This is a genomic window from uncultured Aliiroseovarius sp. (assembly GCF_947492455.1).
In the GTDB taxonomy this organism is placed as follows: Bacteria; Pseudomonadota; Alphaproteobacteria; order Rhodobacterales; family Rhodobacteraceae; genus Aliiroseovarius.
Genome location: NZ_CANLNB010000001.1, coordinates 136406 through 157359 on the forward strand (window position 1 = coordinate 136406; position 20954 = coordinate 157359).

At 62.3% G+C, this 20954-nt stretch carries 20 protein-coding genes; 14 read left to right on the forward strand and 6 right to left on the reverse strand.

Annotated features, from left to right (window positions below):
• Position 1 precedes the first annotated feature (1 nt).
• The 10 genes from Q0677_RS00720 to Q0677_RS00765 all read left to right on the forward strand — a co-directional run bounded on the left by Q0677_RS00720 (position 2) and on the right by Q0677_RS00765 (position 12015).
• Entirely contained in the window at positions 2-3397 is a 3396-nt protein-coding gene (locus Q0677_RS00720) for a D-Ala-D-Ala carboxypeptidase family metallohydrolase (protein WP_298904927.1), read from the forward strand.
• 12 nt (positions 3398-3409) lie between these two features.
• Complete coding sequence (locus Q0677_RS00725; RefSeq protein WP_298904931.1) at positions 3410-4465, forward strand: hypothetical protein; 1056 nt, start codon at positions 3410-3412, stop codon at positions 4463-4465.
• A gap of 495 nt (positions 4466-4960) precedes the next feature.
• Positions 4961-5893 carry a proline racemase family protein gene (locus Q0677_RS00730; RefSeq protein ID WP_298904934.1) on the forward strand — a complete coding sequence of 311 codons (933 nt, stop codon included), beginning with the start codon at positions 4961-4963 and terminating at the stop codon, positions 5891-5893.
• Between the two features lie 24 nt (positions 5894-5917).
• Entirely contained in the window at positions 5918-7156 is a 1239-nt protein-coding gene (locus Q0677_RS00735; RefSeq protein ID WP_298904938.1) for an FAD-binding oxidoreductase, read from the forward strand.
• A gap of 99 nt (positions 7157-7255) precedes the next feature.
• Complete coding sequence (msrB, locus tag Q0677_RS00740; protein WP_298904941.1) at positions 7256-7702, forward strand: peptide-methionine (R)-S-oxide reductase MsrB; 447 nt, start codon at positions 7256-7258, stop codon at positions 7700-7702.
• Positions 7699-8202: a peptide-methionine (S)-S-oxide reductase MsrA gene (msrA, locus tag Q0677_RS00745; RefSeq protein WP_298904944.1), complete on the forward strand. Its 504-nt coding sequence runs from the start codon at positions 7699-7701 to the stop codon at positions 8200-8202. The genes msrB and msrA overlap by 4 nt, the downstream gene beginning before the upstream one ends.
• An 8-nt stretch (positions 8203-8210) precedes the next feature.
• Positions 8211-9677 carry a YdiU family protein gene (locus tag Q0677_RS00750; protein ID WP_298904946.1) on the forward strand — a complete coding sequence of 489 codons (1467 nt, stop codon included), beginning with the start codon at positions 8211-8213 and terminating at the stop codon, positions 9675-9677.
• 117 nt (positions 9678-9794) lie between these two features.
• Positions 9795-10499, forward strand: a complete 705-nt coding sequence (locus Q0677_RS00755; RefSeq protein ID WP_298904949.1) for an ABC transporter permease — start codon at positions 9795-9797, stop codon at positions 10497-10499.
• The gene (locus Q0677_RS00760; protein ID WP_298904952.1) at positions 10499-11212 is read left to right on the forward strand and encodes an ATP-binding cassette domain-containing protein; all 714 of its coding nucleotides are present in this window, start codon (positions 10499-10501) and stop codon (positions 11210-11212) included. Before Q0677_RS00755 ends, Q0677_RS00760 begins: the two co-directional genes overlap by 1 nt.
• Entirely contained in the window at positions 11209-12015 is an 807-nt protein-coding gene (locus tag Q0677_RS00765) for a substrate-binding domain-containing protein (RefSeq protein ID WP_298904955.1), read from the forward strand. Before Q0677_RS00760 ends, Q0677_RS00765 begins: the two co-directional genes overlap by 4 nt.
• Positions 12016-12020: 5 nt before the next feature.
• On the opposite strand, the gene Q0677_RS00770 is transcribed toward Q0677_RS00765, so the two are convergent.
• Entirely contained in the window at positions 12021-13010 is a 990-nt protein-coding gene (locus tag Q0677_RS00770; RefSeq protein ID WP_298904958.1) for a glyceraldehyde 3-phosphate dehydrogenase NAD-binding domain-containing protein, read from the reverse strand.
• A gap of 208 nt (positions 13011-13218) precedes the next feature.
• Between Q0677_RS00770 and Q0677_RS00775 the strand changes: the two genes are divergently transcribed.
• The 4 genes from Q0677_RS00775 to Q0677_RS00790 are packed head-to-tail and all read left to right on the forward strand — an operon-like array spanning position 13219 to position 17422.
• The gene (locus Q0677_RS00775) at positions 13219-13854 is read left to right on the forward strand and encodes a CDP-alcohol phosphatidyltransferase family protein (protein WP_298904960.1); all 636 of its coding nucleotides are present in this window, start codon (positions 13219-13221) and stop codon (positions 13852-13854) included.
• Positions 13851-15059 (forward strand): ABC transporter substrate-binding protein, encoded by a 1209-nt coding sequence (locus tag Q0677_RS00780; RefSeq protein ID WP_298904963.1) that lies wholly within the window; start codon positions 13851-13853, stop codon positions 15057-15059. The genes Q0677_RS00775 and Q0677_RS00780 overlap by 4 nt, the downstream gene beginning before the upstream one ends.
• Positions 15060-15102: 43 nt before the next feature.
• On the forward strand, positions 15103-16797 hold the full coding sequence (locus Q0677_RS00785; protein ID WP_298904966.1) for an ABC transporter permease: 1695 nt from the start codon (positions 15103-15105) through the stop codon (positions 16795-16797).
• Positions 16790-17422, forward strand: coding sequence for an ATP-binding cassette domain-containing protein (locus Q0677_RS00790; protein WP_298904969.1), 633 nt, complete (start codon positions 16790-16792; stop codon positions 17420-17422). Before Q0677_RS00785 ends, Q0677_RS00790 begins: the two co-directional genes overlap by 8 nt.
• A 90-nt stretch (positions 17423-17512) precedes the next feature.
• On the opposite strand, the gene Q0677_RS00795 is transcribed toward Q0677_RS00790, so the two are convergent.
• The 5 genes from Q0677_RS00795 to Q0677_RS00815 are packed head-to-tail and all read right to left on the reverse strand — an operon-like array spanning position 17513 to position 20926.
• A complete protein-coding gene (locus Q0677_RS00795) occupies positions 17513-18163 on the reverse strand; it encodes an ABC transporter ATP-binding protein (RefSeq protein WP_298904972.1) in 651 nt (216 codons plus the stop codon).
• Positions 18150-18938 carry a cobalt ECF transporter T component CbiQ gene (cbiQ, locus tag Q0677_RS00800; protein WP_298904975.1) on the reverse strand — a complete coding sequence of 263 codons (789 nt, stop codon included), beginning with the start codon at positions 18936-18938 and terminating at the stop codon, positions 18150-18152. Before cbiQ ends, Q0677_RS00795 begins: the two co-directional genes overlap by 14 nt.
• Positions 18935-19516 carry a cobalt ABC transporter permease gene (locus tag Q0677_RS00805; RefSeq protein WP_298904978.1) on the reverse strand — a complete coding sequence of 194 codons (582 nt, stop codon included), beginning with the start codon at positions 19514-19516 and terminating at the stop codon, positions 18935-18937. The genes cbiQ and Q0677_RS00805 overlap by 4 nt, the downstream gene beginning before the upstream one ends.
• Positions 19513-20130: a cobalt transporter CbiM gene (gene cbiM / locus Q0677_RS00810; protein ID WP_298904981.1), complete on the reverse strand. Its 618-nt coding sequence runs from the start codon at positions 20128-20130 to the stop codon at positions 19513-19515. Before cbiM ends, Q0677_RS00805 begins: the two co-directional genes overlap by 4 nt.
• A 10-nt stretch (positions 20131-20140) precedes the next feature.
• Positions 20141-20926: a DUF4198 domain-containing protein gene (locus tag Q0677_RS00815; protein ID WP_298904984.1), complete on the reverse strand. Its 786-nt coding sequence runs from the start codon at positions 20924-20926 to the stop codon at positions 20141-20143.
• Positions 20927-20954 lie beyond the last annotated feature (28 nt).

Consider the following 20954-nt stretch of genomic DNA (forward strand, 5'->3'; position numbering starts at 1 on the left):
GATGGCCAAAATCTCAGTCGAACAGCTTATGTCCCAAATGGCGGATCCCAACGTCGCGGAAGAGGACCTGGCCAAGTATTTCATTCTGGACGAGGCGACCTCGGGCGCGTTCAACCCGATGTTCAAGCTGAACCCAGAGACGGTCGAGTTGCCGGAAGGGCCAGATGCGCGGGCGCGCACGGCAGCGGCAATGAACTTTTTCAACTGGATTTCACGTGCGCGGCGGCAGGGCATGTTCCGTGACAAGCTGAAGGAAGGGTATACCGGCCCGATCATCGTGTCCGAGGGCGACAGCTGGTTCCAATATCCGGTGCGCCTGCGCGATACGATTGATTGCCTGATGAAGCCCTACGCGGTGTTTTCGCTGGGGGCGGCCGGTGATCTTCTGAAGAAGATGGCGGACAAGCAGGAATATCTGAACGCGCTTGATGACGAGAAGGGCGAGATCCTGCTGCTGTCCGGCGGCGGCAATGATCTGGTCGCGGGCGGGGCGCTTGCCTCGCATCTGGAAAAATACGACCCGGCGCTGAAACCTGCGGATTATCTGCTGCCCTCGTTCCACGCGCTTCTGGACGATGCGATCCATAATTACGGGCGCATGTTCCGGGACGTCCAACAGCACTTCCCGCATGTCAGTGTGCTGTGCCACGGCTATGACTATCCGATCCCGGATGGGGGCCGATGGCTGGGTGCTCCGATGGAAGAGCAAGAGATCCTCGACAAGAAGCTGCAGCGCGATATCGCGGTCGAGATGATGGACGCCTTTAACCGCCGTCTGCGGCGGCTGTCGCAATCCGTGCCGAACGCCACCTATATCGACTGCCGCAACACGGTCGCGGACGAGAACTGGTTTGACGAACTGCATCCAGACGACACCGGCTATGGCAAGGTCGCACAGAAGTTCGAGGCCGAGATCAAGAAGATCGAGGCCGAGCGTGTCGAAACGCCCCCGGTCATCAGCGGGCCGTTTGGCCTCGCCAGCGATCTTCAGGCCGACATCCACCCCAGCCCCGTTATTGCGGGGGGCACGCCCAAGGGAATGTCTCTGCATGTGGGTCTAAACTTGGTGGACCCCGCCCATTACGACGGCTGGGACGGCAAGTTGAACGCCTGCGAGGCCGACGCGCTGGACATGGAAGCCTTGGCCGAGGCTGAAGGCTTCACCCCCACCCGTCTTCTGACCACCGATGCCACACGACAAAACGTGGTGGCTGAAATCGAACGCGCGGCAGAGGAACTGCACGCGGGCGATATGTTCCTGTTCACCGTCTCGGGTCACGGCGGGCGGGTGCCGGACTTCAATCAGGACGAAGACCACGACGGCGACGAAAAGATGGACGAGACGCTGTGTCTTTACGATTTCCAGATCGCCGATGACGAGCTTTACATGCTTTGGACCAAGTTCCGCGCGGGCGTGCGGGTGCTGATGGTGCCGGACACGTGCCATTCGGGCTCGATGATCCGGTTTGGGCCCGGCGCGCCGACGACCCTGTTTGGCCGCCCGATGACCCCGAACCCCAACGTGCGGGCGATGCCCTTGCACATCGAAGACCGCGTCTGGCGTGCCAATGAAGCGGCCTATCGTGAGGCGTCAAAGTCATATAGCGCGCTAAAGGAAAGCGTGATTACCTCGCCGCTGTCCAGCCCGATCCAGGCCTCGGTCCTGAACCTTGGCGCGTGCAAGGACGAACAGTTCGCTATGGATGGCCCGCAGAACGGCGCCTTCACCGGCGCACTTCTGAAGGTCTGGTCCGATGGTGCATTCAAAGGCGATTATCGGTCCTTCCGCATCGCCATCGACGCCGAGATCAACAGCGACAGCCAGACCCCGCAACTGTTCGAGGCGCTTCTGAAAGAGCCGAACTTCATCACGGACCGCCCCTTCACTTTGCTGCCCGCTAAGGGGCAACACGTCGCGGTCGCAAGCCCACCCCGCACCAACCCCGAGGATGAAGAGGGCGACGAGCGTGACCAGATCCCCGACAGCCAAGTTCGCGCGATCCTTGATGCCAAGGCGCGTGGCGCAGGGTTCCGAGACTCGACTGCCGCGTTGAACTGGCCAGACTATGCCGCGTTCGACGCCTTCATCCGGTCGCTGGGACTGCGGAATTTCTCGACCGACGAATTTCTGGTTCTGGGCGGCGGACACAACACCCCCGGCGGGGCGTGTCAGGGGAAAAACTTGTTTCCGTCGCGCAACCTGTGGGGGAACATCGCCAAGACCGCGCAGGTGCTGGATCATCTGCGGGATCGTCTGGGCAAGCCAATTGCCATCACCAACGCCTATCGCGGCCCGGCCTATAACCAGTGCATCGGCGGGGCGAAATCCAGCCAGCACATGGCGTTCCGGGCGCTGGATTTCCAAGTCGCGGGGATGGAGGCCCCGCAGGTCGCTATGGCCCTGCGCTGGCTACGCGACAAGGAAGGGTTCTTTGCCGGCGGGATCGGGCGCTACAACAGCTTCACCCATATCGACACGCGGGGCGTAAACGCCACGTGGCCACCCGCCTTCCGGGAAGCGGCCCTGCCCGCAGACTCTCCGCTTCTGCCAGTCGACCCGGGCGCGGCCCCTGTGGTGCACAGCCCAAGCGGCAAGCTGGATCTGGCGGACCGCATCGCGACGCTGTTCGCGACCGTTCTGGCCAAGCCCCGGTCTGCACCAAGCGACATCCGTTCGGCCTTTGCCGAATCCATGCCACGCTCGGCAGACGCGTTCGATCCAAGCACCACCAACGCCACCGCGCAGCAGGCGCTGCAATCGGCGGTGAATGCATCCAGCGTGATCTCGTTCGTCGACAACCTGACCCCGCTTCAAAAAGAGGACGTGCTTCTGTCGACCCTCTTCGCCCAGCGCGCTGCGGATGCCGTCTTTGACCCGGTGAAAGACCGCGCCGCGTGGTTCGTGAAATACATGGACCTGATGAGCCTCATGGGCTGGAGCCGCGAAGCCGCGCCCTTTGAGGCCAGCCAGCGGATGAAAGGCAATGGCAGCTTCGATCAGGTCATTCTGGCCACGCTGGCGCAGGTGGCAACGGGCAACCAGTTCCGCATCGTCGAAAGCGCGATAGAAGCCTTGCGCGGGCTGACGCAAGACGATGGCAAGATCAAACTGTTTGACTTCGAGACCTCGTCGTCCACTGGCGGCAACTTCCAGATCGGCAGCGCCGAGGCTTCAGGCGATGTAATCAGCATGGCCTTGGGCGCGTTCAACTTCACCTACAAGGATCGCAAGCAGAACCTGCTGTTCGTCACGTGGGGCAAAAACGAGCTGCAATATTGGCTGTCCGCCCAGAAGCTTGCGCTTAGCCCGGTAATCTATGCCGATGTCCGCGAAATCATTCGCGACAAGCTGTCGGACACGCGTAAGACACTGATTGCAGACATTGATCTGGGCTGAGCGGAGGCTGTGATGGTGCGCGCAAAGGACATGACCAAACTGCAAATCGATCCGCGATACCTGCTGATCATGCTGCTACCCGTCGTTGTTCTGATCGTGTCCGAATATCTGTTGGGCACCTTCGGGGACACCTCGGTTCATCTTGAGGGGCTAGAGCTGAAAGACCAGTCCCGCCTGATCGAACTGAGCGCGCGCTATCGCTTTCTGGCTGCCCTGTTCTTCTTCGGCGGGGCGACGGTTTCAGTCACCGCGATCTTCGTGTTTGAGCTTTATTCTCGCCATACGCGGCGCTCGATCCTGACCACGATTGTGGGGATCGTGGGGATCATCGTGGTGTCGCTCAGCTTTTCCACCTTCGAACCCGACTGGATGCCCGCGGGCTTTGAAAGCGAATCCCTTTTGGGGCTGAACCTGTTTCACGCCCTGCTGATCCCGGCCAGTCTGGCGGGCTGCGAGGCCGGGGGGAGCCTGCCGGATGGCTGTGACCAACAGGGGGCGTATTTCGCGATGGACTATTTGCTGGACCGCGCGAACATGCTGACCTCGCTCTCCGCAGGTGCGGTGATTGCGGGAATGGTGCTGGCCCTGTCCCGCCCCGCACATATCGGCCGGTCGACCCACCCCAACCTTGAAACCGAGGCCCAAATTCTGAAAACCGCGCAAGAGGCCACGCAGCGCTATCTCTACAGCTCGGGCATTTTGCTGACGACCGGGATGGTCTTGATGCTATCGTGGATGTCGTGGCCCGGTGACGCGATCCTGAATGACGACATGCGCAAAGCCCATGCCGAGCTGGTAAGTTCGCTGTCGATCTATCGGGGCGTCACCTACTCGATCCTGATCCTGTCCTATTACTTGCCCGTCAGCCTGATCCTGAAGGTTCGTATCGACGCCTTCCACGACGCGGTTGCCACTGCCGGAAAACCCGAACTGGCCGAAGACGTCGCGGGCTTTGACATTCAGCGCATCGCAACACTGGACGCGCTGAAGGCGATCATCGCCATCGTCTCGCCCATCCTGACCGGGGCGATTGGGTCGTTCGGAGGCTTGGCAGGGTTCGGAGGCTAACTGCCATGCCCGCGTGCCGCACAACCACGACGTGCAATTGCAGGGCGCCGCCACAATTTCGCTAGATTTTTGGATCCAAGATACATTAGGGTGAAATCACCACTCGCGGGCAGCCTGCCTTCTATCGAATAGCCGTCAATGAATCAGGATATCTCAAACAATGGAGGGCTCTCCCCTTTGACTGGATACCATCTGGTATCCCAAGGGGGCGCCCATGCAGGCGTTACACCCTGCGCGGCAGCGCTCCATCAAGAAGAATGCGCCGTGCCATCCACCCCACGGACACGGCAAAACGGTTTCAATGACGACCTACAGATGGAAGGTGCCAAGCGCAAATTGACTGCGCGTCTGCACATCGAAGGAAACTTTGATGCTTTTGGCCCAGCCCCGGCCGTCGCCCATACGTTTCTCGCACAAAGTATGGGCGCGGCCGGGCTGGCGGGTTTCACACCCATTCGCCCGCGTATGTCCCCTGACATTTCGGTTTAAGATCTCATGGATATTGTCGACAGCCACACTGGTGGCGAACCCACGCGCGTCATCCTGAACGGAGGCCCCGATCTGGGCATCGGCCCCTTGGCCCAGCGCGCCCAGACGTTGGCCGATGAACATGAGGATTTTTATCTGTCCGTCATGCTCGAGCCACGCGGTCAGCCCGCGATGGTTGGTGCTTTGCTGGTCGAACCGGTGGACCCAAGCTGCGTGACCGGCGTGATCTATTTCGACGCGGGCGCGGTGATTGGCATGTGTGGGCATGGCACGATCGGGCTGGCCGTGACGCTCTATCACCTTGGACGGATTGGGCTGGGTACGCACCGGATCGAGACCCCCGTGGGCGTGGTCGAGGTCCTGCTGTCCGACCCCAACACCGTCACCGTTACCAATATCGAAAGCCGCCGTGTGCATGCGGGCGTCTCGGTTGACGTGCCCGGGCTTGGGAAAGTGACGGGGGACGTCGCCTATGGCGGCAACTGGTTCTTCATCCTTGACCCGTCGCCCCTGCCCGTCGATCCCGGCAACATCCGCGCGCTGACCGATGCGGCCATCGCCATCCGCGACACTGCCAACGCCCAAGGCATTGGTGGCGAAAAAGGCGAACCGATTGACCACGTGATCTTCCAGGACACCTCGCCCAACTCAGACATGCACAGCCGGAACTTCGTGCTGTGCCCCGATGACACCTATGACCGTTCGCCCTGTGGCACCGGAAGCTCAGCGCGCTTGGCCTGTCTGATCTCCGACGGACAGCTGCAATTCGGGGAAGAGATCACGCAGGAAAGCGTCATTGGCAGCCCCTATCGCCTGTCCTGTACGCCGGGGCCGAACGGGGGGGTTATCCCGTCCATCACGGGCCAAGCTTTTATCATGGCCGAAGGTCGATTGATCTTTGACGCCGCCGATCCTTTCAGGAATGGTATCCGCACCTGATCCACTTTTCTCTCAAGGTCCAAGATGTCTGACGAAATCACAATCATCGGTGCCGGAATCATCGGCGTCAGCATCGGGCTGGAGCTGGCCCGCCGCGGCCAGAAGGTCCGCGTTCTGGAACGTAAGGGCGTCGCGGGCGAGACGTCGGCCGGGAATGCGGGGGCGTTTGCCTTTCAAGAGGTCGAGCCGCTGGCCAAACCCGGCATCATGAAGCAAGCGCCCAAATGGCTACTGGACCCACTCGGGCCACTGTCGGTTCCGCCCGCCTATGCGGTGCAGATCGCGCCTTGGATGCTCCGGTTATGGCGCGCCAGCTGGCGGGATCGCTATGAAGGGTCCATGAAGGCACAGGCTGAGCTGATGCATGTGGCAAAAGCTGCGTTCGAACGGCAGGTCGCGCATATCAACCGCGAGGATCTGATCCAGCGCAAAGGCCAGATGGCGCTCTATGAGGGCGAAAAAGCCTATCGCGCGACCCTGCCCGCGTGGGAGCTGAAGAAACAGCACGGCTTTGACGCCATCCACCTGACCAGCCCTGAAGCGATTGCCGAATACCAGCCGGGTCTGCACAGCCGCTTTACCCACGCGGCCTTCACGCCCAACTGGTTCAACACCGTGGACCCGAAACTGTGGACCGAAACCGTGGCGCAGGCGCTGCGTGACGCGGGCGGCGAGATCCAGATCACCTCGGTCAAGAACATCCTGCCCACGGAAACCGGGGTGCGGATCGACACGGATGAGGGCGTGATTGAGACCCAGAAGCTGATCATCGCGGCAGGGGCATGGTCACACCATCTGGCGCGCCATCTGGGCGACAAGATCCCGCTTGAAACCGAGCGCGGCTATAACACCACCCTGCCCCCCGGCGCGTTCGATCTGCGCACCCACCTGACCTTCAGCCAGCATGGCTTTGTTGCCTCTGTGATCAACGGCGGTGTGCGGATTGGTGGCGCGGTGGAACTGGGCGGGCTGACCCTGCCCCCGAACTTTAAACGCGCGGATGCCTTGTTGAAGAAAGCCAAGGCGTTTATGCCGGGGCTGAATACGGAGGGCGGCACGCAGTGGATGGGATACCGCCCGTCGCTGCCTGACACCCTGCCAGTTATCGGAGCCTCGCCCAAGGATCCGCGGGTGCTCTATGCCTTTGGGCACGGCCATCTGGGCCTGACCCAATCGGCAGGCACAGCGGAACTGGTTGCGGACTTGGCCCTTGGCGCGACACCAGGGCTGGACCTTGCCCCCTTCGCGCCGACGCGGTTCTGAGGCTTTCGTTACAAATCGCTCACGCCAACGTGCGCCGCATAGCGCTTCCATTTAGCGCCCCACACCCCATATCCTTGGCTCACACCGAAGGAGGACCGCATGCGCTATCAAAAAACCCAAGACGCCCTAGACCGCCTGACCCCGGAAGAATACCGGGTGACCCAACAAAACGGGACCGAGCGGGCGTTCACGGGCAAGTATGACAAGCATTATGAACCGGGCATCTATGTGGATGTCGTGTCGGGCGAGCCCCTGTTCTCGTCGTCCGCCAAATTCAATTCGGGCTGTGGCTGGCCGGCGTTTTCGACGCCCATCGAGGCCACCCATGTGACCGAGCACCGCGACAGCACGTTCGGGATGGAACGCGTTGAAGTCCGCTCGAAACACGGCGACAGCCATCTGGGGCACGTCTTCCCCGACGGCCCGCGCGAAACCGGCGGGCTGCGCTATTGCATCAACTCGGCCTCGCTGCGCTTTGTGCCGAAAGACCAGATGGAAGCCGAAGGCTATGGCGACTATCTTGACCTTGTGGAGGGAAACCAATGACTGAACGCGCAATTCTGGCCGGTGGCTGTTTCTGGGGCATGCAGGATTTGATCCGCAAGATGCCCGGCGTGACGAGAACCCGCGTAGGATACACGGGCGGGGACGTTCCCAACGCCACCTATCGCAATCACGGCACCCATGCCGAGGGGATCGAGATCTGGTTTGATCCGGCCAAGACCAGCTATCGCACGCTGTTGGAGTTCTTCTTCCAGATCCACGATCCGACCACAGTGAACCGTCAGGGCAACGACCTTGGCGCCAGCTATCGCTCGGGCATCTACTATTTGTCGGACGAGCAGAAGGCGACCGCGTTGGACACCATCGCGGATGTGGACGCCAGCGGGCTGTGGCCCGGCAAGGTCGTGACCGAGGTGAAAGCCGCCGGTGATTTCTGGGAAGCCGAGCCCGAGCATCAGGACTATCTGGAGCGTCTGCCCAACGGCTATACCTGCCACTTCGCGCGGCCCGATTGGGTTCTGCCCAAACGCGCTGCGGAATAAGTCACCGCATGACCCGCGCCGAATTTGACAACAGTTTCGTCCGCGAACTTTCCGGCTTTTATGTCGATTGGAAGGGGGCGCAAGTCCCCGACCCAAAAGTGCTGCGCCTGAACCGCGCCTTGGCGGACGAACTTGGGCTGGATGCCGATCACCTTGAGACCCGTGAGGGCGCCGAGGAGCTGGTCGGCATGCGCATTCCCGACGGCGGCACATCAATCGCCATGGCCTATGCGGGCCACCAGTTTGGCGGCTTCTCGCCGCAACTGGGCGATGGCCGCGCGCTGTTGATTGGCGAGCTGATCGACACCTACGGCAAGCGCCGTGACCTGCATCTGAAAGGCTCGGGCAAGACGCCGTTCTCGCGCGGTGGTGATGGCAAGGCGGTGCTTGGCCCGGTCTTGCGCGAATACCTGATGGGCGAGGCGATGCACGCCCTTGGCATCCCCACCACCCGCGCGCTTGCGGCCTCGACCACCGGCGAAACCGTGCTGCGCCAGAACGGCCCCGAACAGGGCGCGGTTCTAGCGCGGGTCGCGGCCTCGCATCTGCGGGTTGGCACGTTCCAATTCTTTGCCGCGCGGGGCGATCATGCACGGGTGCGGCAGCTGGCCGATTACGCCATTGCGCGACACTATCCTGACGTCGCCAATGCCGAGAACCGCTATCTGGAACTGTTCCGCCAAGTGCAGGCCCGTCAGGCCGCGCTGATCGCGCAATGGGTCCATGTGGGCTTTGTCCACGGGGTGATGAACACCGACAACATGACCATCTCGGGCGAGACGATTGACTATGGCCCCTGCGCCTTCATCGACGCCTACAGCCCGGATGCGGTGTTTTCGTCCATCGACCGGCAGGGGCGCTATGCCTTCGGGAACCAACCCAATCTGGCGCAGTGGAACCTCGCCCGCTTTGCCGAAACACTGGTCTTGCTGATCAACCCAGATGACCAAGACGCGGCCATCGCGCAGCTGATGGAGGTGCTGGAAACCTTCCCCGCGCAATACCAACAGCATTGGCTGGAGGGCATGCGCAAGAAGCTGGGCCTGCTCACCGCGCGGGACGAGGATTTGGAGCTGGCCAACGACCTGCACAGCCTGATGCAAGAGGCGGGCAGCGACTACACCCGCACCTTCCGCGCGTTATCCCGTGTGGCGGATGGAGATGCGACCGCGTTGGATGGGATCGTGGCCGCTGATGGGACCAAGGACTGGATCGCCCGCTATCAACACCGTCTAACCCATGACGAGGATCACCCCACCCGCGCCGCCGCGATGAACGCCGTAAACCCGATCTACATCCCGCGCAATCACAAGGTGGAAGAGGCGCTGACTGCGGCCTCAAACGGCGACATGGAAGTCTTTGATCGGCTTCTGGAAATCCTCTCGACGCCCTTCGACGAACAGCCAAACGCCGAGGCCTTTGCCCTGCCTGCTCCGGACGGGTTTGGCCCCTACACGACCTATTGCGGAACCTGAACCGGCATAAATGTCGGTTTTCCACCCTCAATAGACCATTCCCAAACGCGTCGGCGTGCTTGCCTTGTGGCAGAACGGGCCTGTATCAGGGATGCCTGAATGAGCTAAGGGCCGCACATGTCGGATCTGTGGGAAGGAATACGCCAGGCGCTCTGGCTGTTGGTGACACTGGATGCAGATCTGGTGGAAATCACGCTGCGCTCGCTGCGTGTGACGCTGACCGCGCTTGTCATTGCCTGTGCGATTGCCCTGCCTATCGGGGCGTATCTGGCGGTCCGCCGTTTCCGCGCCCGCCGCTTCACCATCGCGTTTTTGAATGCGCTGATGGGACTGCCGCCGGTGGTGGTCGGGCTGATTGTCTATGTTCTCCTCAGCCGCTCGGGCCCCTTTGGCGTTTTCGGCCTGATCTTCACCCCCACCGCAATGATCATCGCGCAGGTCATCATCATCGTGCCGCTGATCGCATCCATCGCCCATCAGGCCCTGCGCGAGCTGTGGTCGGACTATCACGACCTGCTGATTTCGCTGAACACCACGCAACGCCAGCGTATGGCCGCGCTTTTGTGGGACGGGCGCCGCGCACTTTTGACCGCCGCGCTGGCCGGCTTTGGCCGCGCCATCGGAGAAGTCGGTGCGATTATGATCGTCGGCGGCAATATTGACCACCATACACGCGTCCTAACCACAGCCATCGCGCTGGAAACCGGCAAAGGAGACTTTGCCATGGCGCTTGGGCTGGGCTTTGTGCTGATCCTGATGGCGATCGCCGTGAACCTTGCGATCCACATCATCGGGCGCACGGAACAAGAGGGGCGCTGGTGATGAGTACGCTGTTCCCCCTCACCCTGACCCGGGCCACGATCCGGCGCAAAGGTAAGCGGCTGGTCGGGCCGATTGACCTGACGCTTGAAGGCCAAGGCATTACCATCGTTATCGGCCCGAACGGCGCGGGGAAGACCTCGCTTCTGCGGATGATGCATGGGATTGCGCGGCTGTCTGATGGTGACATCACATGGGGCTGCGATCTGGACACGGCCCGCGCGGCGCAGTCCTTTGTCTTTCAGCAACCGATCCTGCTGCGCCGGTCGGTGCGCGACAACATCGCCTATCCGTTGCGTCTGCGGGGCATCCCGAAAGCCGACGCCCGCGCGCAGGCTGACGAGGCCGGTACGCAGGTCGGGCTGGGCGCGATGCTGGATCGTCCCGCCACGTTCCTATCCGGCGGCGAACGGCAGAAACTGGCCATTGCCCGCGCAATGATCACCCAGCCTGCGCTTCTGTTTCTGGACGAACCCTGCGCCTCGCTGGATGGTCGCGCCACCCGCGAGATTGAAGAGATCCTGCAACGCGCCGCAGCCTCGGGCACGCGTCTGATCATGTCGACCCATGACATGGGACAGGCCCGTCGCTTGGCCGATGACGTGCTGTTCCTGCTGAACGGCCACATCCACGAACACGCGCCGAACCCCCATTTTTTTGACCAGCCACAGACCGCCGAAGCTGCGGCCTTCCTGAACGGAGACATTGTCGAATGAAATCCCTGCTGACCGGACTTTGGGTTGCCCTTGCCACGACCGGCACCGCCTTTGCGGACGACTTGAAACTGGCCGTCACCACATCGTTCCAGAACTCGGGTCTGGCCGAGGTTCTACTGCCCGCCATCAAGGAAGACACCGGGCTTGAGGTGCAGCTGCTGGTGGTTGGCACCGGTCAGGCAATCCGTCTGGGCGAGGCTGGCGACGTGGACGCCGTGCTGGTCCATTCCCGCGCAGCGGAAGAGGCGTTTGTCGCCGCTGGCCACGGCACCCATCGGCGCGAGATCATGTATAATGACTTTGTCCTGATCGGCCCGTCCGGGGATCCTGCGGGCATCAAAGCCGCCGCGACAGCCGCAGACGCACTGGCCCGCATTTCGGACGCTAGTGCTGCCTTTGTCAGCCGGGGCGACGACAGCGGAACCCATAAGGCCGAGAAACGACTTTGGGCCTCGGCCAACGTGACGCCCGCGGCAGATTGGTACCGCGAAGCGGGTGCGGGCATGGGCGCTGCGCTGAACATCGCGGCGGGGATGAATGCCTATATCATGTCCGACCGCGCCAGCTGGTTGAACTTCGGCAACAAAGCGGATTTGGCGCTGCTGTTCGCAGGCGATCCGGTGCTGTTCAACCAATACACCTTCCTGCCGGTGAACCCGCAAAACCACCCGCACGTGAATGCAAAAGGGGCCGAGGCACTTGAGGGCTGGCTGACATCAGACCGCGCGCAGGGGATGATTGACGGTTACCAGATCAACGGCGAGACGCTGTTTACCTTCAACGCGACACCCGTCGCGCAGTAACGCGCCTAGCTGCGCGCCATCAGGCGGGCGACATCCAGCATGCGGTGCGAAAAGCCCCATTCGTTGTCATACCAGCCAAACACGCGCAGCAATCCGCCCTCGCAGACCGAGGTTTCGGGGCCTGAGATCACGATGCTTTCCGGGCGCATCCGCAGGTCGGACGAGACCAAGGGTTCCTCGGTCCAGCCCAGCACTTTGCCCGTCGCGCCCTCTTGCAGGATTGCGCGGGCCTCGGCCTCGGTGACGTCTTTGCTCACACGCACGGTTAGGTCGATGCAGGACACGGATGCGGTGGGCACACGGATCGCCCGCGCCTCGACCTTGCCGGCCAGTTCGGGCAGCACGTCACCCACCAGTTTGTGCGCGCTGGTGGTGGTTGGCACCATCGACAGCGCCGCCGCCCGCGACCGCGCCGCATTGGCACGGGGTTTGTCCACGGTGGGCTGACTTCCAGTATAGCAATGCACGGTGGTCATATGCCCGCCAATCACGCCCAGCTGATCGTCGAGCAGCTTCAACAGCGGCGCCAGCGCGTTGGTGGTGCAGGATGCGTTCGAGACAATCCGATGCCCCGCCAACTGATCCTCATTCGCGCCCAGCACGACGGTCACATCGGCCTCGGACGACGGGCCCGAGATCAGGACGTTGCGCGCCCCGGCCGCCAGACCACGTTCCGCCACCGCGCGTTTTCCCGCCATGCCGGTGCATTCCAGCACCACGTCCACATCGGACAGATCCATCGTGCTGATGTCGGGCTTGGCATAGAACGGAATGCTCTGCCCGTTCAGGACAAGCGCCTGATCGCCGGTCGAGACCTCGCCCGGGAAGGGGCCGAAGACGCTGTCATATTTGAACAGATAGGCACAGGTATCCAAGCTTTCGATATCGTTGATGAACGCCACCTCGAACGGGCCGGGATCCTGCGCCAAGATACGCAGAATCGATCGGCCAATCCGGCCAAATCCGTTCAATCCGATGCGAATCTTTTGTGACATCGTTGATCCCTCGCGCGTGTTTCCGTGCCACAGAAGGGGAAATGGCCGGAAGGTTCAACCCTTATGATCAAAACGCGTTCGCGGGCCGAGGCCTCAACAGAACTATGACGAATGCTCACGTTTTCGTATGTCGCATGGACGCGGGGGGCGGATTTGGTCCAGATATCCGTAAACGCCGCAACAGATCGGCGATGGGAAAGGGCGCGCCATGCTGGACGCTTATGCACGGAAACTGATTGATCCGCCGCTGGATCGTGTAGGCGGCCTGCTGGCGCGCACAGGCGTCGGCGCCAATGCGGTGACGTTGGTGGGGCTGGGGCTTGGCCTGCTGGCAGCGATCAGCATCGTGTTTGGACAGTTCACGCTGGGGCTTTGGCTGATCCTTGCCTCGCGCGTCGCGGATGGGCTGGACGGCGCCATCGCTCGCGCCAGCACGCGGACTGACTTTGGCGGCTATCTGGATATCACCGCCGACTTTGCCTTTTACGGCACCATTCCCTTCGCCTTCATCCTGTACGATCCCGCCACAAACGGCATCGCGGGCGCGGTCCTTCTGCTGAGCTTCTATGTGAACGGCGCCAGCTTCCTTGGCTACGCGATCCTTGCGGCGAAGCGCGGCATGGACACCCGCGCACAGGGGATCAAGTCGCTCTACTATTCCAATGGCATCCTTGAGGGCACCGAGACGATCCTGTTCTTCGTCATCCTCTGCCTTGCCCCCCGTTTCTTCATGCCTCTGGCATGGCTCTTTGCCATCGCCTGTTTCGCCACCGCCATTCTGCGCGTCTGGGGTGCGTATCAGGCCTTTGGCCCCATCCTTTCCGATCAACAGGAGTCCAAATGAAACACCTTGCTCTTGCCGCCAGCCTTTTGGCGTCGACCCTTCTGCCCACGGCCAGCTTTGCTGATCCTGATCCCGCGAATTGGGATGCCGTGCTGGACGAGGCAAAAGGCCAGACCGTTTACTGGAACGCATGGGGCGGTTCGCCCACCACGAACGCGTTCATCGAATGGGCCGGCGACCAGATCCAAGCACGCTATGGCGTGACGCTGGAGCATGTGAAGCTGACCGACACCGCCGACGCCGTGACCCGGGTGTTGTCGGAAAAGCAAGCCGGTCAGGACGATGACGGCGCGATCGACATGATCTGGATTAACGGGGCCAACTTTGCCTCGATGAAAGACAACGGTTTGCTGTTTGGTCCGTTCGCCGAGGACCTGCCGAACTGGCAATTCGTAGATGCCGAGGGCAAGACTGTCCGCACAGACTTCACCGTTCCGGTCGAAGGCTATGAAGCCCCGTGGGCGATGGCGCAGGTGGTGTTCATGTATGACACCGCCGACATTGCTAAGCCGCTTCCCTCTGCCGCCGCGATCCTTGAGTGGGCCAAAGCCCATCCCGGCCGTTTCACCTATCCGCAGCCGCCCGATTTCCTGGGCACGACCTTCTTGAAGCAAATGCTGGTCGAGCTGCTGGACGATCCATCGGTTCTGGCCGCGCCCGTGTCGGATGAAAACTACGCCGATGTCACCGCGCCGCTTTGGGACTATCTGGAAGAACTGACCCCCGCCCTGTGGCGCGAGGGCCGCGCCTATCCGCCCAACGGTACCCGTCAGATCCAGCTGATCAATGACGGAGAGCTGGACATGGCTGTCTCCTTCAGCCCCAGCGCGGCCTCGACCGCCATCGCCAATTACGAACTGCCCGACACCGTGCGCACCTTCGTTCTGGACAAGGGCACGATTGGCAACGCCTCCTTCGTGGCGATCCCGTATAACTCGGGGTCGAAAGCAGGCGCGATGGTGCTGGCCGATTTCCTGATGTCGCCCGAGGCGCAGGCTCACGCGCAAGACCCGAACGTGTTGGGATATGGTACGGTTCTGAACATGGCAGCGCTGTCCGACGAAGACCGCGCCCGTTTTGACGCGCTGGATCTGGGCATCGCCACTCTGACGCCCGCCCAGCTGGGCCGCGTGCAGGACGAGCCGCATCCCAGCTGGATGACCCGCATCGCCGAAGACTGGCAGTCGCGCTACGGCGTTCAGTAAAATACGATTGCCCCGCGCGCTGCGTGCGGGGCAATACTCTGATATGAAATACCTCCCCCGCCTTCCCCTGTTTCCATTGCTGACGGTCCTGTTTCTGCTGGGACCGCTGGTGGCAGGGCTGTGGGGAACGCTTCTGCCCGCGTTTGGGCACTTCCCGGCGGGCGGACATACCGGCCCGTCGCTTGATCCCTTCCGCGCGCTTTGGAACTGGCCCGGCCTGTCGGATGCCTCGCGGCTGTCGCTGGTCACGGGCGTGGTCTCGGCTGTCCTGTCGCTGGCCATCACAGCCCTAATCCTCGCAGGCTGGACAGGCACACGCGGGTTTCGCGTGCTCGAACGTCTGCTGTCCCCCTTCCTCTCGGTCCCCCACGCCGCCGCCGCCTTCGGGCTGGCCTTTCTGATCGCTCCGTCAGGCTGGATCGCACGCCTGTTCTCCCCGTGGCTGACGGGGTGGGAGCGTCCGCCGGACCTTTTGATCCTCAATGACCCATGGGGGCTGTCGTTAATCGCAGGCATGGTGGTGAAAGAGGTCCCGTTCCTCCTCCTCATGTCCATCGCTGCCCTTGGCCAGATCGACGGACGCCGCCGCATGGCGTTGAGCCAGAGCATGGGATATGGCCGCATCAAAGCATGGATGATCGCCATCTTCCCGGCGCTCTACGCCCGCATCCGCCTGCCCGTGCTTGTGGTTTTGACATGGGCCATGTCGGTCGTGGATGTGGCGGTGATCCTTGGCCCGTCGACACCACCCACCCTATCGGTGCAAATCGTCCGCTGGATGTCCGATCCGGACATTGGCTTCCGGCTGCTCGCCGCCGCTGCCGCGTTGTGGCAACTAGCGCTGGTCATCGCGGGCGTCGGTCTGTGGTTTCTGGGCGAAGCGTTGATCGCGCGCCTTGCCCGTCGCCAGGTCGAGGCTGGACGACGCGGGCGCAGCGACACCGCCCTGCGTGTTGCAGGATTTGCCCTCGGCACCACGGTCTCGCTGTCGCTGCTCTTGGGTTTCCTCGGCCTGATCATCTGGTCCTTCGCCGGGTTCTGGAGCTTCCCTGACCTGCTGCCCGACCAGTTCACCCTGCGCAGCTGGATGCGCCACCGCACGGGTAGTCTGGACGCGCTGGGGGAAACCGCGCTAATCGCTGGCGTCTCGGTCATCATCGGGATGATCCTGACCATCGGCTGTCTGGAGACCGAGGAACGCTACGGCCTGCGCCTGACCCAACGGGGCATGTGGCTGATCTATCTGCCGCTGATCCTGCCGCAAACCGCATTCCTGCCGGGGCTGCAAACCCTGCTTCTGAACCTTGGGCTGGGCATGGGGCGGCTGCCCGTCATTCTGGCCCATCTGGTCTTTGTGCTGCCCTATCTGCGCCTGTCTCTGGAAGGACCGTGGAGCTCATGGGACAGCCGCCAAGCCACCGTCGCCAAAGCACTGGGGGCCTCGCCCAATCAAATCCTTTGGCGCGTGCGCCTGTCCATGCTGCTGGCCCCGCTCTTGACCGCCACCGCAGTGGGCGTCGCCGTGTCCGTGGGGCAATACCTGCCCACGCTTCTGGCGGGCGGAGGCCGGGTCGAAACCCTGACCACCGAGGCCATCGCGCTGGCGTCTGGCGGAGACCGCCGCGCCATCGGCGTCTTCGGCCTGATGCAAACCGCCGCCGCGATGTTGCCCTTCGCGCTGGCCTTGGCGCTGCCCGCTTTGGTATGGCGCAATCGAAAGGGGCTTTTGAATGGCTAACGGATTGCATCTGGACCACGTCCGCATCCTGAAAGACGGCGTACCGCTGATCGAGATCGACACCCATGTCGCGCCCGGATCAGTGCTGACGATCATGGGGCCAAGCGGCGTCGGGAAATCCACGCTGCTGTCGGCGATCATCGGCACCTTGCCCCCGGCATTCTCGCTGCATGGCCATGTCCGTCTAGAGGACCGCGACCTGCTGCCCATGCCGCCCGAGGATCGCTGTGTCGGCATTCTGTTCCAAGACGCGCTTCTGTTCCCGCATCTCAGCGTCGGCGCAAATCTGGCCTTCGGACTGGCCCAAGGCGGCACGCGTGCCGAGCGGCGCGTAAAGATTGACGCGGCGCTGGCGGAAGTGGGGCTGGAGGGCTTCGCAGATCGCGATCCCGAAACCCTGTCCGGTGGGCAACGGGCACGGGTGGCGTTGATGCGGATGTTGCTGTCGGAACCTAAGGCGCTGTTGCTGGACGAACCGTTTTCCGGCCTTGATGCGGCCCTGCGCGAACAAGTCCGTGCGCTGGTATTCGACCACGCCCGCGCCCGAGCGTTGCCCGTTCTGATGGTCACCCATGATCAGGAAGACGCAGATGCTGCCGGCGGAGAAGTTGTGCGGCTGGGGTAACGCGTAGGGCTGCATAGACCCGCGGGGTGGCGCATTGCGCCGCCCCATGGGGGCGGGTCGGCGCAGCCCGGTCTATCGACCGGGCAGATTTTAGATCCGCACCAGTTTCCGATGCTCCAACCGATAACCATCCGGCGCGATCTCGGCGCGGAACTCGGGTGCGTGGCTGACCAGCAGAATCGCCTGATCCAGCCCTTTCAGGATTTCGGTCAAGCGGGCGTAGTTGTCCGGGTCCAGCGCGTTTGTGGGTTCGTCCAAGATCAGCACTTCGGGCTCCATGGCCAGCACAGTCGCCAGCGTCACCAGACGCTTTTCGCCGCCCGACAGTTTATGCGTGATCCGGTCGCGCAGATGCATCAGACCAAGACGGGTCAGCACTTGATCCACAATCGCCAGTGCCTCGTCCTTCGACTTGCCAAGGTTCAGGGGGCCAAAGGCAACGTCTTCGGCCACGGTGGGGCAGAACAGTTGGTCGTCGGCGTCCTGAAAGACAAAGCCGATGCGGCGGCGGACTTCGTGAAAGTCTGCTTCCTGCGTACGGGGTTTGCTGAAGGCGGTGATGGTCCCCGCGTCCGGTTGCAACAGCCCCATGATCAGCTTCAACAGCGTCGACTTACCCGCGCCGTTCGGCCCGACAATCGACAGCCGCTCACCCGGATCCATCCGCATGGACGCCTCGTCCAGCACCGGCTCAAGCCCCGGATAGGCAAAGTGGATGTCAGTCAGTTCAAGCAGCGGCATAGGCGACCTCGGCCCAGATCAGGGCAGCCAGCGCAAGCGCCATCGCGCCTGCGAACATCACATCAGTCCGGGTCAGGCGGAACTCTTCCAGCAGCACGATCCGGCCCGAGAAGCCCCGGCATTTCATCGCCGCGAGAATGCGTTCCGAACGCTCAATCGCGCGCACCAACATCATGCCCACCAGATAGCCGTAGCTGCGATAGGTGTGCCAGTTCGTACCGGGGCGGAACCCGCGCAGCTTCATCGAGGTCCGTAGGCGCAGATATTCCTCGCGCAGGACGTCGATATAGCGGATCGTGAACATCATCAGATGCACAAGCCGTTCGGGCGTTTTCAGGGCGAAAAGGGCGTGACCCATGGTGACCGGCTCCATCGAGCCGACCAGCGTCATCACCGCCAGAATGACGGCGTTGGCGGTCAAAGCGATCTCGGTCGCGCGCCACAGGCCTTCCCATGTGGCGTCAAACCCGAAGACCGAAAACATCGGCGTGCCGGGCATGGTGAAGGGCAGAAGGATCAAGGTGAAAATGATGAACCCGTCCATCATCGCCATGCGCTTCAGCGTCTTCTGAAACGGCAGGCCCGAGATCGCCAGAAGCCACATCGACAGGATCAAGGCACCGGACAGAACCCGCAGATCGTCCAGCGCAACCACTGTGATGGCATAGATCACGGTCATCACGATCCGCATCCGTGGATCAAGCGAAGACACCGCCGCCCGAAGCGCGCCAAAGCCGGTAAGCGGTTTGTCTTCGCCGGTCAGGACATAGGTCATTTGCCGCCCTCCATCTTGCGGCGGGCCGCGATGTAGAAGCCAAGGCCGAACAGGCCCGCGATATAGCCCAACCCGCCCAGAACGGTCTGCAGATTATTCTTGTTCTTATACGCGCTGAGTTCCTGCCGCAGCGGACGCAGCTCGGTCCGGATCATAGTCGCAAGTTCCGCGCGGGCCTGATCGGACAGGCCGGACAGGCCCGCCGTCGCGGTGGGTGCCGCGACAGACGCAGCGGCCTTTGACGCTGCAGCCTCCTGTCCCATCAGTCCGGCAACCTCGGCAGCGGGCATCATGACTTCGGCCACGTGGCCGGCGCCTAGGTCACCGCGGAAGATATGGGTGACGGGCTGCGTCGGCGTGAAGACAAAGAATCCATCCGCGTCGGTGACTGTCTCGCCCAGCTTATTGCCCGCTTCGTCAAAGACTTCGACCAGCAGATCTGTTGCCATGTCGCCGCTGGAAAAGCCGATCTCGCCCTCGATGTCCGACCCGGACGGGAAGACGGACGAGATGATGTTGTGGGCCAAGGCGGGCACGGGTGCTGCCATGGCGAGGATCAGAACTAGGGATCGGATCATGTCCACCCTCCTTTCGAGCCCGCGAAAAGCTCGGGCTTCACGCGGCGGGCCAGGAAAATGGCCGCGCCGGACAGAAGCGCTTCGATGATGATAACAGGAATATGCGCCACGAAGACCAGTTTGGCTGCGGGGATGAATTCATCCCCCGACAAGGCCAGCGAAAAGGCCACGGCCAGCGTGGTCACCGCGATGGCAAAGCCTCCGCCAATCCCGCCCCAGATCGCGCCCTGCATGGGGGTGCCGCGCGCAACAAGGCGCCCGAAGATCAAACCAGCCAGAACGGCTGGCCCCGCGATGTTCACCGCGTTCACGCCCAGCACGGTCAACCCGCCGAAGCCAAAGAACACGGCCTGCAAAAGCAGCCCGACAAATAGCGCCGGGAATGCCGCCCATCCCAGAACCAGCCCCGCCAACCCGTTCAGGATCAGGTGGACCGAGCTTGGACCGATGGGCACATGGATCAGAGACGCCACGAAGAAACTGGCGGATAGCACGCCTGCCGCCGGAATACGCTCCAACGGCAGCTTCTTCAGGCCCATCGCGATCCCGCCCACAGCCAACACCGCGCCGCCAAGCAGCACGGGATTTGACAGGGCTCCATCTACAATGTGCATCGCGTGGTCCTTACTTTAGCTCGGTGGCGTTGATCCACAGAACCGCGTCTTGGCTCAGCTCTTTGCCGTTGTGCTCGGTCGCCGGGCCGGTGCCCAAGGCCGCAAAGCCCCAGTTGCCCGCTTTCGGAATGCCGAAGGTGAAGACGCCGTTTGCGTCGGTCAGGGCCACGATGGTCCCGCCGGGCATCGGGCTGACCGTGCTGTCGGTGGCGGTGAAGGCTGTTAGGTCGGGCTCGGAAGCCATGTACTCGATCTCGATCTCAGCACCAGGAACCGGTTTGCCTTCCGACAGAACCACACCCGAGAAGGTCGAGCCGACGACAACGTTGTAGGGCTTGTTCAGCGGCAAGATCTCGGTCGGCAGACCAACGGGCTGGTCCCAATCGGTGGGCAGCGTGTTGCGGTTCAGAACCGACTTGGTGATCTGCTGGATGTAGATGTCTTCGCTGGGCTCGAAATAGGGCGCAGGCACGGTCACGACCACGTAGTCGCCCGAGCGTTTGACCGGCACGGACGCGGTGAAAGCCGAGGCGTCGTTGCTTTTGCCCTTGAAGGTGGCAGGCGCCACGCGATCCATCAGGTCGGTTTTTTCACCCTTGTGGATCATGAAGAACTCTTGCGGGGCGTCCATATTCATGGCGTGCCCATTCTCCATCGGGTGCCAGAAGATCAGGCCCATCGGCACATCGCCGGGCTTCTCGATCAGCACCTCATCGGTGTGTTGCAGCAGGAAATGTGCCTGCGCGGCAACGGGTACAAAAGCGGCCAGTGCAGCGGCCAGAAGTGTCTTTTTCATGTCGTCCTCATTCGACGTCGCAGGTTGC